Raw genomic sequence first — 15,477 nt, forward strand, 5'->3', positions numbered from 1 at the left:
TTATTGTTTTTTCTTAGCCCATACGTGAATGTATCGGCCCAATGAGAGGTAAGGCTCCTGACGGCAGAATTTGCGCTCCAGTGCCACCAAATCCTCATACTGGTATTCGCCCATATTTTTCATGTTTCCGATGTAATCACTGAAACAACGAATACCGGATTTCCCGCAGATCTCAAAACCCGATTCTTCTATCCATTGGTAGACCTCTTCGGGGAGCAAGCCTTTCTGCGGTTGTAATTTAAACCGTTTGCGGTGCGGCATATCCCCTAGCACGTGCGGAATGTTGCCACACACGGCGTTTTTGTAAACCAAACCGTGATAGTTGTAAAACATCACCGACACCATGCCGCCCGGTCTGACTTGCGCCAACAAATTTTGCAACGCCGGTTTGGGCTCCGCTAACCATTCCATCACCGCATGAAACAGCACCAAATCCACGGGCGCCTCAAGGTGTGCTTGAATCGTCTGCACTGGTGAATGGACGAAGCGATACTGCTCAAGCAGGCCATTGTTTGCAATATCCTGTTCGGCCAATTGCAACATTTCCGAAGAAAGATCACAGAGTGTCACTCGATGCCCAAGGCGAGCGATTTTTTGCGATACTTGCGCCAAGCCGCCACCCGCATCGAGTACGTGCAATGGAACTTTTTGCGTGCCCAGTTGACTGAGAAGCAGCTCCAAATCTTCCCAAACAATGACTTGGCGGATCTCACCTTTGTCAGAACCGTATATATTTTTTGCAAATTTGTGGGCAATATCGTCGAAATTGCGATCTTCTGTCACAGTAGCTTGAGTTATGATAACGAACCGTGCCTGCTATTCTGTCATACGAATGGCAGGAATAAAGAGGCTTCGACTCTTTTTATAATCAAGTGCTGTTTTTTCGGACTGTTTTCTCTATGTTTGAGCTGAAAAAAATATTTTCTTCACTGTTGATGCCTCTGCCAGCGCTGCTGATCATTGGTTTCGTGGGCCTGATGCTGATCATGTTCACGGCAAAACGTAAAACTGGCTGCCTAGTAGTGTTGTTCTCCCTCACTGGGTTATTTCTGGTTTCCTTTCAACCCGTGGCGACTCGTTTGTTGATGCCACTTGAACGTACTTACACGGCATTTTTACCCGTAGAAGGTACTCTTGACTACGTCATGGTGCTCGGTAATGGCCACGTCATAGATGATGATATTCCCCCCACCTCTGAACTTACTCGTGCTGCGCTCATGCGCTTAACAGAAGGCATTCGTATTAGTCGTATGTATCCGGGTTCGAAACTTATCCTCTCCGGTTACGCTGGCGGTAGCGAAGTTAGCCATGCTCGGATGATGGCGCGTGTCGCTTTGGCGTTAGGCGTACCTAAATCGGATATCATTTTGCTAGAAACCGCTAAAGATACTTGGGAAGAAGCGCGCCAAGCGGCCGCTTTCGTACAACAAAAACGTATGGTGTTAGTCACCTCAGCGAGCCACATGAAACGTGCGATGCGCGAGTTTGAATCAGCGGGTTTAAACCCGATCCCAGCTCCAACTAATTACTTAGGCCACCTCAATATCGTTCAACCTTGGGATAAATACATTCCAAGAGCGCGTTATCTTGAGCAAACCGAGCAGTATTGGCATGAAACGTTAGGACTGATGTGGCAAACCCTACGAGATACTATCGCAGGAGATCGCAGTGAACCTGAATTTACCCCATCCGTTGTTGAAGAGACACCGAGCGCTCCTTAGTTTTCATTGAATTAATGAATACGTAGGAAGACGATGGACGAATTAATTGTGAAATGTCTTATAGTTTGATGAATGAATTTCGTTGCGATGGTGAGATTTGCAGTCTAAAATCCATCCGCAAACGATAAAAACGAGTAAATATTTAAACCGCTGTTTCTCGGCGGTTTTTGTTTTTTATTACTTTAGGTTTATTACTTTAGGCATAGTGATTGAAGCGCTTTACGTACGGCATAGTGTTGGACATGTGCTCGCACAGAGTGTGAAGATTCGCTCAGTCTCGCCTTACTTCTGCTGATTAAATCCACCGATGTTATTCGCTGGCAGCAGTCATCGACAGGAACACTCTATGGCTACGATTAAAGATGTGGCGCGCCTTGCGGGCGTGTCAACTACCACTGTTTCTCACGTCATCAATAAAACTCGCTTTGTGGCAGAAACCACCCAAGAGAAAGTGATGGAAGCCGTTAAGCAGCTAAACTACGCCCCAAGTGCCGTAGCACGCAGCTTAAAGTGCAATACCACTCGCACGATTGGTATGTTAGTGACCCAATCCACCAACCTGTTTTTCTCGGAAGTCATCGACGGTGTGGAAAGCTACTGTTACCGTCAAGGCTATACGCTGATCCTGTGTAACACAGGCGGCATCTATGAAAAGCAACGCGATTATATCCGCATGCTGGCCGAAAAACGGGTTGATGGCATTTTGGTGATGTGTTCAGACCTGACCCAAGAGCTGCAAGATATGTTGGATGGACACAAAGATATTCCAAAAGTGGTTATGGATTGGGGCCCAGAAACGTCACACGCCGATAAAATCATCGATAACTCAGAAGAAGGCGGCTATCTCGCGACCAAATATCTCACCGATCGCGGTCACACTGAGATTGCATGTTTGAGTGGTCACTTCGTCAAAGCCGCATGCCAAGAGCGCATCCAAGGTTTCCGTCGCGCGATGGCGGAAGCCAATTTGACCGTCAATGAAGATTGGATCTTGGAAGGCAACTTTGAGTGTGATACTGCCGTTTTAGCGGCGGATAAAATCATTGCGATGGACAAGCGCCCCACGGCGGTATTCTGTTTCAACGATACGATGGCATTAGGTCTGATGAGCCGTTTGCAACAGAAAGGCATACGTATCCCAGAAGATATGTCTGTCATCGGTTACGATAATATCGAATTAGCAGAATACTTCTCTCCACCACTGACCACAGTGCACCAACCTAAGCGTCGTGTGGGTAAGAACGCATTTGAAATTTTGCTAGAACGCATTAAAGATAAAGAACACGAGCGCCGTATTTTCGAAATGCACCCGGAGATCGTAGAGCGCGACACGGTGAAAGACTTGACAAAATCCTAACTTTCTTGACAATTCATAACGCCTATATTTGAAAGCTTGTCACATAAATATGACAAAACATATGTAGTGCGAGTATTATTAGTAGGGCTCATTCTCACATTTGAAATATCAGTATGTGAGAATGACCCAAGAATGATTAATTTTTATCAGGAAAATGTCACGCACAGGGCAAACCATTCGAAAGAGTGGGACGCAAAGCCTCCGGCCTAAACCAGAAGACGTGGTAGGTAGCGGGGTTACCGATGGCAAAATGCATACACTATGTTGACTCATCATTGACACTATGAATGCATGCTTTCGCTAATTTTCTCGGACCTGACTTGGTGGCGTATGTAACAATACTCCGAGACTAACAGCATGGATAAACCAGTATTAAAAGATTCAATGCGGCTCTTTGAGCAGCTAGGACGTGTTAAATCTCGTTCAATGTTTGGTGGCTTTGGTATTTTCGTCGACGAAACTATGTTTGCGCTTGTGGTTAACGATACGCTGCACATCCGTGCAGATGACGCCACAATCGAAAAGTATAAACGGCAAGGTTATGAACCTTATGTTTACAAAAAACGTGGCTTCCCCGTTGTAACTAAGTACTACGCTCTACCTGAAGATTGTTGGAGTCATCCAGACTCTATCCTCAATGAAGCGCGTGCAGCACTAGAGGTCGCTAAGGCCGAACGTGAAACTCAAGCACAAGCGAAACCTGATCGTTTGAAAGATCTTCCTAATTTGCGTTTAGCAACAGAAAGAATGCTCAAAAAAGCAGGTATCGAAACCGTCGAGTCTCTTCACACTCTTGGCTCTGTCGAAGCTTATAAAGCGGTTCAACGAACCCACACGGCAGAGGTGAGTTTAGAGTTGCTATGGGCTCTAGAAGGCGCAATCGAAGGTAAACATTGGTCGGTGATCCCACAAAATCGTCGTGATGAGCTATTAAGGCATCTCTGAGTTTCATTTTGAGTTCATCAACGCCTGTAATCATCCAGTGTTTTTACACACCCTATATTTCATAACGCGTCCAAAGTGGCGCGTTATTTTTTTGAAAGAAAAACGGCCTTTGGCCTGTCTTTACTTTTAGGCTCTCTATGTATCTCCAGTAAATTCAGTTACAGACGATATACTTGAGTAATGAGCGATACTCTAATGACTTGGAGTGACAAGTTGGCGGTCAGTGTGTGCACCCACATCAAACCAGAGACACTCTATGATTGGGTGAAGAAACGTATAGCCCATACCGCTGAAGAGCCAAGTAAAACGGGCAATATCACGCCCTACAAACCATAAAGTAATGACTAGGTACTCGAATGTATAAAAAACTCATCATCGCCATTGTTTTGATTGCGATTGCCGCGCTCTTGGTGACACAGTTTAGCCAATACCTCACACTGGATGTCGCGAAAGCCAAACAAGCCGAATTGGCGAATTATATTGATGCCCATTTGCTGCAAGCCGCACTGATCTATTTTGTGGTGTATGTTCTCCTAACCGCATTTTCAATCCCCGGCGCAACGGTCGTGACTTTGTTGGGAGCTGCCCTATTTGGCTTTTGGTTGAGCTTACTGCTGGCTTCTTTTGCCAGTACCATTGGTGCCACTCTCGCCTTTCTCAGTAGCCGCTTCTTATTGCGAGATTGGGTGCAAGCTAAATTCGCTGATAAATTGCAAACCATCAATCAAGGTATTGAGCGAGATGGCGCGTTTTATTTACTCTCTCTGCGACTGATCCCGATTTTTCCATTTTTCCTGATTAACTTAGTGATGGGGCTAACACCTATCTCCACTTGGCGTTACTACTGGGTCAGCCAACTTGGTATGCTGCCAGGTACGGCGGTGTATCTCAATGCTGGTACTCAACTGGCGGAAATCTCAAGCCTAGGCGAAATTGTATCGCTCCCTGTGCTCGCTTCATTCGTTTTGTTAGGCGTATTTCCGATAGTGGTGAAATGGCTCATGGGCAAAGTTCAGCAGCGTGCCACTCAATCGCCGGTGAAGTAAGTCACTCTTGGTAAAATTAAGCTAGGAAGGACAATGAAAATCTACACGGCTACTCATCCGCTTGAAGCGCACATGCTGATGCAGCTTTTGCATCAGCAAGGGATAGCGTGTGAGTTGCGTGGAGAAATGCTGTTTGCGCTGCGCGGCGAGATCCCGATGGATTCCAGCAGCGCCCCTTCACTTTGGCTACAGAAACCGGAGCAACAAACCGCAGCGCAGCAAATCATCCGTGAATTTCTCAATCCCCCACCCGCCGAATGCTGGCAATGCCCAGCGTGTGGGGAGCATCATGAAGGGCAATTTTCCGCCTGCTGGCAGTGTGGTTTTAGCCAAACCGCTCAGTGAGGGATTAACGGATTTGGCGCTGGATAAACTCGATAGAACGCTGATTAAAAAGCTCAGGCTGCTCGACATTACATACATGACCGCAGTTTGGGATTTCATACAGCTCACTTTGTGCGTGGAGCGCCACCATCTCTTTCACCGGATGGATGAACATGTAGTCCTTCTCTCCCATCAAATATAAGGTTGGGATCGGCAATTCACGGTCGCGGAAATAACGCATCAGCGGATTCACCTCAGCGGTTAACGTAAACCAACGTTTAAATTCTTTCTGACAGAGCTTTTGCGCTTCACGAATAAACAGATGGCGAGACTCTTTTTGACTACGCTGCGGCATCACTATATAAGCAAATAAGCGATACAGCCACATGTACGGGATGAGGTGCTTACTCAAATGTCCTAGCTTAACCAACACTTGCGAACGAGCATTAAGCCGTGTAACCGCGCCACCAAGCACCATAGAATTGACCCGATGCGTGGCAAGCTCAGCAAGGTTACGGACTATGATGGTACCCAGCGACATGCCCACAAAATGCGCCGACTGGATTTTCAAGTGATCAAGCACTTTCAGTACATCCAGCGTCACGGTCTTAAACGTATAGCGATTGGCAATCCAGTCTCTCAGTAACTGATTGGATTTCCCATGGCCGCGCAAATCAATCAGCAATAAATTGAAATGTTGCCGATACGCTTTGATCTGCTTGAACCATATGGATGAGCTGCCCCCCGCACCATGAACGAACACCACCCACTCCTGACTTGTCGGGTGAAGATAAGTTTTGTGAAACAGCACTTTTTCGGCAATGGCAGTCATAGGGGAAGACATTGAAACCTCTTAATTACGCAGGCCAAGACTACCATAATCTTAGTCGAGAGAATCCCCCCAGTTGTAAGAAACTGTTGAGTGAAACAGAAAAAAGGCACCTTGCGGTGCCTGAGAAATGATTCATAGACCCAAACGATTTGGAGTGGCAGCCCACACCGCTGCCGCTTCAAATCGGACGGTGATATCGTTAGCCAAATCGCGCGAGCCGATACATCTTCATATACTCTTGGGCAGACTCTTCCCAACTGAAGTTTTGCTGCATCGCACGTTGTTGTACTTTCAGCATCTCTTCTGGCTGCTGCAGATAAAACAGAAGTGCCCGCTGCATAGTAATCAATAGCGCTTCTGGCGTGGGCTCTTGGTAACCAAAGCCTGTCGCGCGCTCCGGGAATTTATCGTAATCGTTCACCGTATCTTTCAAGCCACCCACTTCACGAACAATAGGCAGAGTGCCATAAGCCATGCTGTAGATCTGATTGAGCCCACAGGCTTCAAATTCAGAAGGCATTAAGAAGAAATCCGATCCCGCTTCAACCCAGTGCGCTAAACGCTCACTGTAGGTCTCGACAAACGCAAACTTGGCCCTATGAAAATGAGCAATCTTATTCAGCCGCGCAGCGACTTCCGGTTCACCAGTACCAACAATCACCACTTGAACTTTATTGCGCAGGAACTGCTCTAAAATCGGCAACAAGTAATGAAAGCCTTTCTGATGCGTTAAACGGCAAACCATACCAAACAGAGGTACATCGGTAACTGGCAGGTGTAACTCTTCCTGCAGCGCCGTTTTACACAGCACTTTACCCTTGCGCATCGACTCAGGCTCATCGTTGTAGGTCGCAGGCAGATAGTGGTCGGCTCTTGGATTCCACTCACTGTAATCACAACCGTTGACAATACCGTGTAAATCGCGCGCTCGGCGCACAAAATCATCCACCAGCCCGTGAGCCCCAAGAGGCGTTAAAAGCTCAGCCGCATAATTAGGACTCACCGCATTCACTTTATCCGCAAAAGCGATCCCCGCCCGCAGCATGCTCACGTGATCGTGACCGTATTGCAGAAATTCCATACCCGATAAATTGAGCTCAGGAATGACTTCTAATTGATGGTAGGAAAAGATCCCTTTAAAAATCGCGTTATGCACCGTCAGCACACTTTTGACTTGCTCAAAAAAGCTGTCATAGCGATAACGGGTTTTCAGCAAAAAAGGCACTAAGCCTGTGTGCCAATCATTCGCATGAATGATGTCAGGCTGAATACCAAGTTTCGGCAGTACGTCCAAACACGCTGCAGAGAAAAAACCAAACCGTTCACCATTATCCGCATAGGCTTGATTATTCTCAGCATACAGCGCCGGGCGGTCAAAATAAGCAGGGCAATCAATTAGATAGATTGGCACACCGTCTAGCTCGCATTTTAAAACACGATACTGAGTGTGCGGCCAGTGTGTCAGCTCTGTTTCCAGTACTAACTCTGCGTCTTCCTTTCCCGGTACTGAACGATAAGCAGGCAGCGCAATGGCTACCTGCTGATGCAACGCTTTCAACGCTTGTGGCAGCGCTTTTGCCACATCGGCCAGGCCACCACTTTTTACCAGCCCCTGTACTTCTGAAACGGTAAACCAAACGTTGAATTGTTCCATTCTAGAATCCTACCTTACTACCTTTCGCAATCACCACAATCCCTTCATCGGAAACGTGGAAACGCTTTCTGTCCAGTTCCAAATCTTCACCAATGATGGTACCGGCGGCGATCTCGACATCTTTATCGATAATGGCGCGCTTAATCGTGCAGCCAGCTCCAATCTTTACATCGCCCAAGATAACAGATTCACTAATAAAAGAGCCAGCAGCAATGTTGCTACGGAAACCCAGAACCGATTTATAAATGGTTGATCCTTGGATATAACTTCCCCCAGAGATCAAGCTATCTGTGATTTTGACTTTCTTGTCTTTGACATCCACAAACGTCGCAGGTGGCAAAGGAGGATAGTAGGTGTGCAGTGGCCAGCTGCGGTTGTATAGCGAAAATTCTGGCTCTTTGTCGAGTAAGTCCATATGTGCCGACCAGTACGATTCGATGGTTCCGACATCACGCCAGTAGGTCGATTCCTTCTCTCCCTTAATTTTGTTGGTCGTGAAGTCATATACATAGACTTTACCGCGCGGGAACATTTTCGGAATGATGTCTTTGCCAAAGTCATGGCTGGACTGGTTATTTTCAGCATCTTCACGCAGTTCTTTACTGAGCGTTTCCGCTTCGAAGATGTAGTTACCCATCGAGACCAGTGCCCACTCAGGCTCACCGGGGATCGATTTGGGATTGCTCGGTTTCTCTTCAAAACCGACCATTTTGCCGTTTTCATCCACTTCAATCACACCAAACTGAGAGGCTTGGCTGATCGGCATACGCAGTGCAGAAACGGTCAATTCCGCTTCCATACGGCGATGGAAATCGAGCATTTGGCGAATATCCATCTTGTAAATATGGTCTGAGCCAAAAATACAGACTTGATCTGGCGCGACGATCTCAACAAAACGGAGGTTTTGATAAATCGCATCGGCAGTACCTTCATACCAACGTTTTCCATCACGCATCTGTGCAGGAATAATGTCGATAAAACGATCCGTGATCCCAGAAAGATTCCAGCCCTTTTTCATATGAATGTATAGCGATTGCGATTTGAACTGCGTCAGAACATAAATCCGCATTAAATCGGCATTCACGAAGTTATTGAGTGCAAAGTCGATTAAACGGTAGCTTCCACCAAAAGGAACTGCCGGCTTGGTACGAGTTTCAGTCAACGGTTTCAAACGTGACCCTTCTCCTCCCGCCAAAATCATGCCTAATACTCCAGCCATGTGTTGTTCTCCATTCTTTTATAATATTTGCCGAACCACGAAATTTTGCTTGGGGGTTCTGGCTCGGCGCTCCATGCTAACCGACAGCAACATCAGTACGACAGCCAGCACAAATGTGCTGAATAAACAATGCAATCGGTTGGCTATACGTTATCGAATCCTTGGCCGAATACCAATCAATTTCTTAAAATCTCAGTGGTGAAACAAGACGAGATGGAAAAGACTTATTCCAACTCACACTCTTGGGGTGGTTCAATGACATAAACCTCATATTCAGCCATCACGGCACATTAACTGCCTGAATGTCAGCCCACCTCCTAAATAATGAAAATGATGATTTAGCGAAGAAAATCGCTCAATACATAGAAAAGAATACGTAGCGGATAAATATCGGACTGAGAAAGAGCGTTGGGTTCTGGGGCGCAAAGTTTGCGAGAAGGTAACGCCAGAACTCGCTATACCCAAACTACTTGGATTTACAGGTAGGCGGCAAGTGAGTTCATCCCCATGAGCATAGATAAGCTATGTGATTGGGGTGAGCAAACGTAGCCAACACCGCTGCAGCTTCAAGTAGGAAGGGTATAAAAGGACTCAGATTGAGTGGTTAATCTCATAGTAGGCAGGATCAAAGTGTAAGACTCTTTCGTGAGTCACACTCTGGCAAATTGATGATGAAAAGCATCAATACCAATCTGGTATTTCTCAGAACTGCTTCGCAAAGCCTGATACAAAAATAAGACAAGGCAGCGAAGCTGCCTTGTCTTATTTTGATTGAACAAAGGATGAGTCGGATTATTTCGCGTTTTTGCGTTTATCCGTGACCAACCATTTACCCTCTTGGTAAACCGCCATCCAACCGGAAGGTTTACCCTCTGTCTCGGTACGCACATAATGCTCTTTCTCTTTACGAGAGAAGCGCACCACAGCAGGTAAGCCATCAGGGTCATGCGCGGGAGCAGAAGTCAGATACTGGTATTTTTCTGGCAAACGCTCAGCAAAACGTTTCAACTCTTCCACCAAAGGCGCGCGCGTTTCACGCGATTTAGGGAAATTGCTCGCCGCAAAGAACAGGCCTGATGCCCCATCACGCAGCACAAAATACGCATCCGAATTTTCACAAGGCAGTTCAGGGAAATGCACTGGTTCTTCTTTCGGTGGTGCAACTTCGCCATTTTTCAGGATCTTACGCGTATTTTTACAAGCATCGTTGGTACAACCCATGTACTTACCAAAGCGGCCATTTTTCAACACCATGTCTGAGCCACATTTATCACACTCGACGGTTGGGCCTTCATAGCCTTTGACTTTGAACTCGCCTTCTTCAACGATAAAGCCTTCACAGTTCGGATTGTTACCACAAACATGTAGCTTACGCTTATCGTCAATCAGATACGCATCCATCGCCGTTTCACAAATTGGGCAACGCTTCTTAGCACGCAGTGCTGCGGTTTCGACATCCTCTTCGAGAACGTTGATCACCCCTTCTTCGTCACCTAAGTTGATGGTGGTTTTGCAGCGCTCTTTCGGCGGTAATGCATAGCCAGAACAGCCTAAAAACACCCCAGTCGATGCTGTACGAATCCCCATCGGACGCGAACAGGTCGGACACAAAATGTTGGTCATCACGATGTGATTAGGCTTCATGCCACCTAAGCTTTCATCTTGCTCCGCCGTTTCGAGGTCGCGACTGAAATCAGCAAAGAACTCATCCAGTACTGCTGTCCAGTTCACTTCACCTTCGGCGATTTGATCGAGTTTCTCTTCCATACGCGCGGTAAAATCGTAGTTCATCAAGTCGTCAAAATTCTCATCAAGACGATCGGTGACAATTTCACCCATTTTTTCCGCGAAGAAACGGCGCTGATCGACTTTCACATAGCCACGGTCTTGAATGGTGGAAATGATCGATGCATACGTCGATGGGCGACCAATGCCACGCTTTTCCAACTCTTTCACCAATGCCGCTTCCGTGTAACGCGCTGGCGGTTTGGTAAAGTGCTGTTTCGGATCTAAGCTGACAAGCTTTAGGCTATCACCGACCTTCACCGGAGGCAGGATCTGATCTTCGTTTTTACCCAACGGGCGCTGTACGCGAGTCCAACCATCAAACTTGAGGATACGACCTTTCGCTTTCAGGGTGTACTCTGCCGCTTTTACACTGACTGTCGTGGAATCGTATTGCGCAGGTGTCATTTGACAAGCCACAAACTGATTCCAAATCAGGGCATACAGTTTGTGTGCATCCGCTTCCATTCCTTCCAGATCGTCGGCGGTGACAGTCACATCCGAAGGACGAATCGCTTCGTGCGCCTCTTGGGCATTTTGCTTGCTGCCATACACATTTGGCTGGCTTGGCAAATACGCCTCACCGTAATGCTTGGTGATGTAGCCACGCAGATTCTCGACCGCTTCCGCACTCAAGTTGGTTGAATCGGTACGCATATAGGTGATGTAACCCGCTTCATACAAGCGCTGAGCGAGCATCATGGTCTTTTTCACCCCATAGCCAAGGCGAGTACTCGCGGCTTGCTGCAGGGTTGACGTAATAAAAGGCGCACTCGGTTTACTGGTGGTCGGTTTGTCTTCGCGTTTGCACACTTCGTACTGCGCTTTATTGAGCGCAGCAACCGCCGCCAGGGCTTGCGTTTCGTTCACGGGCTTGAAAGCTAAACCGTCTTTTTGGGCCACCAATAGGCGAAAATCTTGCTTGTCTGCGGTCAAGGTATCGGCATTGATGTCCCAAAACTCTTCCGGAACAAACGCTTTGATTTCGCGTTCACGCTCAACCAGAAGTTTCACGGCGACAGACTGTACGCGACCGGCAGAAAGGCCACGCGCCACTTTTTTCCACAGCAGTGGTGAGACCATAAAGCCCACCACGCGGTCCATGAAACGGCGTGCTTGTTGAGCGTTAACGCCATCCATATTCAGTTCACCTGGCTGCTTAAAAGCCTGCTGAATGGCGTTTTTGGTGATTTCGTTAAATACCACTCGTTTATATCGCTTTTCATCGCCACCGATGATCTCACGAAGGTGCCAAGCGATGGCTTCTCCCTCGCGGTCCAAGTCGGTTGCGAGATAAACGCTGTCAGCGTCTTTCGCGAGCTTTTGCAGCTCAGCCACCACTTTCTCTTTACCGGGCAGAATTTGGTAATTGGCTTGCCAGCCGTGATACGGATCGACACCCATCTTTTTGATCAGCGCTGCGCGTTCTTTTTCACGCTTCTGCTGCTCTTTATCAGTAGTAGATGCTTTCTTAGTCGATGCTGCCGCCGCTTTACCGGTCGGTGTGGCCGTTTGCCCTGCTGTAGGCAGATCACGCACGTGTCCCACACTGGATTTCACGATAAAGTCTTTACCAAGATACTTATTGATGGTTTTAGCCTTGGCTGGCGACTCGACGATAACGAGTGATTTACCCATATTGACTCAATTGTCCTTCATCATTTGGCGCGATTTAAATCGCATGACGTTCTAAAATGTAATTCTTTTTTTACTATCGAGCCAGATAACAAGAAGATCAACTTGTTTTTTCTAAAAGCTTTTTATTTGCTCGACAAATCGACGAAATGTTGTTCTGCTGTCAAAAACGCGCCCATACTAAAGTGAAGCGCGGTATACCGCGACCCCAAAACGACGAAATATGCAATAACTCACAAATTCATCTAGAGAACAAATCGCCCTTTTCCTGCTTTCTGTCAAGGTTATCACCGGTTACCTACTTATAATGCCTGCATCCAATGGTAAGGAGTTATCACCATGAGCCATAAAAAACCGATCACTGAATTTGAACTTTTACTGATTGCTAACCAGTTAATTCAAGATCATGAGTGTTACATCGAAGGCATGCGTGCCACTCAAGTGGAAGAGAAAGAAGGCGTGTTAGTGTTTAAAGGTGAGTATTTCCTCACTGAACAAGGCCTTCCTACTGAGAAAACCACAGCGGTATTTAATATGTTTAAATATCTCGCTCATCATCTCTCACCCGAATTTACCCTACAAAAATAATAAAAGCCTCGTAATGAGGCTTTTTTCAATCACTTACATCTATTCCAAAACCGATTTTATCGCCATCGGTTTTGGGCAGAGAGTGACACTTTAGCGGCTTAATTGCGCAAACTTGTCAAAGTAATCGGGGAACGTTTTTGACGTGCATTTCGGATCATTGATCGTCACTGGTGTATCACTCAACGCGACCAGAGAAAAACACATCGCCATCCGGTGATCGTCATAGGTATCGATTGCCGCATGGATGAGCTTAGTTGGAGGCGTAATCACAATGAAATCTTCCCCCTCTTCGACTGTCGCGCCCACTTTACGCAGTTCGGTGGCCATTGCTGCCAAGCGATCCGTCTCTTTTACGCGCCAGTTGTAAACGTTACGAATGGCCGTGGTACCTTTGGCAAAAAGTGCAGTCGTCGCTATCGTCATCGCCGCATCTGGGATATGGTTAAAATCGAGATCTACCGCATTCAGTTCACCACGGCGAGCAATCACATAATCATCGCCCCACTCAATTTGCGCGCCCATCTTTTCCAATGCATCCGCAAATTGAATATCCCCTTGGATGCTGTTTTTACCAATACCGGTCACTTTTACCTCACCGCCTTTAATGGCAGCTGCAGCAAGGAAATAGGAAGCAGAAGAGGCATCACCTTCAACGAGGAACTGCCCCGGAGACACATAAGATTGCCCCGCTGGGATCACAAATTCTTGATAATCGTGGTTGATCACCTGAACACCAAACTGTTCCATGATGTGCAGTGTAATGTCGATGTAAGGCTTAGAAACCAGCTCACCGACGATCTTGATGGTCACTTTGCCCAGCGCCAACGGTGCCGACATAAGAAAGGCGGTCAAAAACTGACTAGAGATAGAACCATCGATAGTCACCGTTCCTGCTTGTAAGCCCGTCCCTTGAATACGCAGTGGCGGAAAGTTTTCCTGCTCCAGATACTCAATTTGTGCGCCGGCTTGACGAAGAGCATCCACCAAGTGGCCAATCGGGCGCTCTTTCATGCGCGGTTCACCAGTCAGTACATAGTCGCCTTGTCCAAGACACAACGCCGCCGCTAGCGGGCGCATTGCAGTGCCTGCGTTACCTAAAAACAGCTCTAATGGCTGAGTCGTGTGAAAGGCTTGGCCCAAACCTTCTACTTCACAGGTGGTTTTATCGGCCGAGAGGCGATAGTTCACACCCAGCTTGGTCAAAGCATTGAGCATATGGCGAATATCGTCGCTATCGAGCAAGTTAGTAAGACGAGTCGTGCCTGAGGCTAGCGCAGCCAGCAAGAGCGCACGGTTTGAAACGCTTTTGGAACCGGGAAGATTCACTTCCCCAGAGATGAGTTCAATCGGTTGTAGAGTCAAGCTTTCCATTGGATGTTGTGTTTCCTTGCGCCGCTGAAAGTCCTTGTGGTAATGGGTCGCGGCGAAAATTCTTCGTATCCGCAGACTAACCAAATTCATGCGCTAGCGCTAGCCTTTATCTTGCTCGCAATGAATTTTTATTTCTGTTTATGCAATCTCGACCAAGCCTGGGATTTCGCAAGCATCAAGATTGGCAAACTTCATCAAAATCACTAAGATCGCGGCTCATTCACTTTCGGAATGGCTCACTGGGACTTCTAAGGCAAACCAATACGATGGCTATTTATCTGACCGAATTATCGCCGGAAACGTTGACATTCCCCTCTCCTTTTACTGCGTTAGACGACCCTAACGGCCTGCTTGCATTTGGCGGCGATCTCCGTCCTGAGCGAATTTGGGCGGCTTATCAACAAGGCATTTTCCCTTGGTATGGCCCTGAAGACCCGATTTTGTGGTGGAGCCCTTCGCCACGTGCCGTGTTTGACCCTACTCGGTTTCAACCTGCCAAAAGCGTGAAGAAGTTCCAACGTAAACATCAGTATCGGGTTAGCGTGAATCACGCGACGTCGCAAGTGATTGAGCAGTGCGCGCTCACTCGCCCTGCGGATCAACGTTGGCTCAATGACTCAATGCGCCATGCGTATGGCGAGTTGGCGAAACAAGGTCGTTGCCATTCTGTCGAGGTGTGGCAGGGCGAACAACTGGTGGGTGGGCTTTATGGCATTTCCGTTGGCCAACTGTTTTGTGGCGAATCCATGTTTAGCCTCGCAACCAATGCCTCGAAAATTGCGCTTTGGTATTTTTGCGACCATTTTTCTCGCCATCAAGGGCAGTTGATTGATTGCCAAGTGGTGAATCCGCATTTGCAATCTTTAGGCGCAACGACCTTGAGCCGTGAACAATTTATCCAATCGTTGCTATCTTTTAAGGAGAAGCAGGTGCTCAGTGGCTGTTTTGAAACTCAGTGGCTCGCCACCCCCACTTCGCCATGTGCCTTTGAGGATTGATG

General features: G+C 47.4%; 14 protein-coding genes and 1 riboswitch. Of the genes, 8 read left to right on the plus strand and 6 right to left on the minus strand.

Annotation, left to right across the window (positions count from 1 at the left end; all coding sequences use genetic code 11):
- Positions 1–783: a tRNA uridine 5-oxyacetic acid(34) methyltransferase CmoM gene (gene cmoM / locus R4537_RS13020; protein WP_071178402.1), complete on the minus strand. Its 783-nt coding sequence runs from the start codon at positions 781–783 to the stop codon at positions 1–3.
- 116 nt (positions 784–899) lie between these two features.
- Between cmoM and elyC the strand changes: the two genes are divergently transcribed.
- The 6 genes from elyC (at position 900) to R4537_RS13050 (ending at position 5,414) form a co-directional block, all read left to right on the plus strand.
- The gene (gene elyC / locus R4537_RS13025; protein ID WP_000462424.1) at positions 900–1,721 is read left to right on the plus strand and encodes an envelope biogenesis factor ElyC; all 822 of its coding nucleotides are present in this window, start codon (positions 900–902) and stop codon (positions 1,719–1,721) included.
- Between the two features lie 346 nt (positions 1,722–2,067).
- Positions 2,068–3,078, plus strand: coding sequence for an HTH-type transcriptional repressor PurR (gene purR, locus R4537_RS13030; RefSeq protein WP_000201016.1), 1,011 nt, complete (start codon positions 2,068–2,070; stop codon positions 3,076–3,078).
- A gap of 157 nt (positions 3,079–3,235) precedes the next feature.
- Positions 3,236–3,322: riboswitch (cyclic di-GMP riboswitch) on the plus strand.
- A gap of 113 nt (positions 3,323–3,435) precedes the next feature.
- The gene (locus R4537_RS13035) at positions 3,436–4,023 is read left to right on the plus strand and encodes a TfoX/Sxy family DNA transformation protein (protein WP_071178403.1); all 588 of its coding nucleotides are present in this window, start codon (positions 3,436–3,438) and stop codon (positions 4,021–4,023) included.
- A 180-nt stretch (positions 4,024–4,203) separates the two neighbouring features.
- Complete coding sequence (locus R4537_RS13040) at positions 4,204–4,359, plus strand: hypothetical protein (protein ID WP_175463838.1); 156 nt, start codon at positions 4,204–4,206, stop codon at positions 4,357–4,359.
- 20 nt (positions 4,360–4,379) lie between these two features.
- Positions 4,380–5,069, plus strand: a complete 690-nt coding sequence (locus R4537_RS13045) for a TVP38/TMEM64 family protein (RefSeq protein WP_033928611.1) — start codon at positions 4,380–4,382, stop codon at positions 5,067–5,069.
- Positions 5,070–5,102: 33 nt separating this feature from the next.
- Positions 5,103–5,414 carry a putative signal transducing protein gene (locus tag R4537_RS13050; RefSeq protein WP_071178404.1) on the plus strand — a complete coding sequence of 104 codons (312 nt, stop codon included), beginning with the start codon at positions 5,103–5,105 and terminating at the stop codon, positions 5,412–5,414.
- Between the two features lie 4 nt (positions 5,415–5,418).
- Here the strand turns inward: R4537_RS13050 and R4537_RS13055 are convergent, their stop codons facing one another.
- The 4 genes from R4537_RS13055 to topA form a co-directional block, all read right to left on the minus strand.
- Entirely contained in the window at positions 5,419–6,237 is an 819-nt protein-coding gene (locus R4537_RS13055; RefSeq protein WP_000097999.1) for an alpha/beta fold hydrolase, read from the minus strand.
- Between the two features lie 187 nt (positions 6,238–6,424).
- The gene (gene glgA / locus R4537_RS13060; protein ID WP_071178405.1) at positions 6,425–7,879 is read right to left on the minus strand and encodes a glycogen synthase GlgA; all 1,455 of its coding nucleotides are present in this window, start codon (positions 7,877–7,879) and stop codon (positions 6,425–6,427) included.
- A gap of 1 nt (position 7,880) precedes the next feature.
- Positions 7,881–9,098 carry a glucose-1-phosphate adenylyltransferase gene (gene glgC / locus R4537_RS13065; RefSeq protein ID WP_002032549.1) on the minus strand — a complete coding sequence of 406 codons (1,218 nt, stop codon included), beginning with the start codon at positions 9,096–9,098 and terminating at the stop codon, positions 7,881–7,883.
- 792 nt (positions 9,099–9,890) lie between these two features.
- Positions 9,891–12,521 carry a type I DNA topoisomerase gene (topA, locus tag R4537_RS13070; protein ID WP_000520432.1) on the minus strand — a complete coding sequence of 877 codons (2,631 nt, stop codon included), beginning with the start codon at positions 12,519–12,521 and terminating at the stop codon, positions 9,891–9,893.
- A 336-nt stretch (positions 12,522–12,857) separates the two neighbouring features.
- Between topA and R4537_RS13075 the strand changes: the two genes are divergently transcribed.
- Positions 12,858–13,106, plus strand: a complete 249-nt coding sequence (locus tag R4537_RS13075; RefSeq protein ID WP_000018503.1) for a YciN family protein — start codon at positions 12,858–12,860, stop codon at positions 13,104–13,106.
- A 90-nt stretch (positions 13,107–13,196) separates the two neighbouring features.
- Here R4537_RS13075 and aroA read toward each other — a convergent pair whose 3' ends face one another.
- Positions 13,197–14,477, minus strand: coding sequence for a 3-phosphoshikimate 1-carboxyvinyltransferase (aroA, locus tag R4537_RS13080; RefSeq protein WP_071178406.1), 1,281 nt, complete (start codon positions 14,475–14,477; stop codon positions 13,197–13,199).
- Between the two features lie 266 nt (positions 14,478–14,743).
- Between aroA and aat the strand changes: the two genes are divergently transcribed.
- Positions 14,744–15,475 carry a leucyl/phenylalanyl-tRNA--protein transferase gene (aat, locus tag R4537_RS13085; protein WP_071178407.1) on the plus strand — a complete coding sequence of 244 codons (732 nt, stop codon included), beginning with the start codon at positions 14,744–14,746 and terminating at the stop codon, positions 15,473–15,475.
- The last annotated feature ends 2 nt before the right edge of the window (positions 15,476–15,477 follow it).

Source organism: Vibrio paracholerae (assembly GCF_037672085.1).
Lineage (GTDB): Bacteria > Pseudomonadota > Gammaproteobacteria > Enterobacterales > Vibrionaceae > Vibrio > Vibrio cholerae.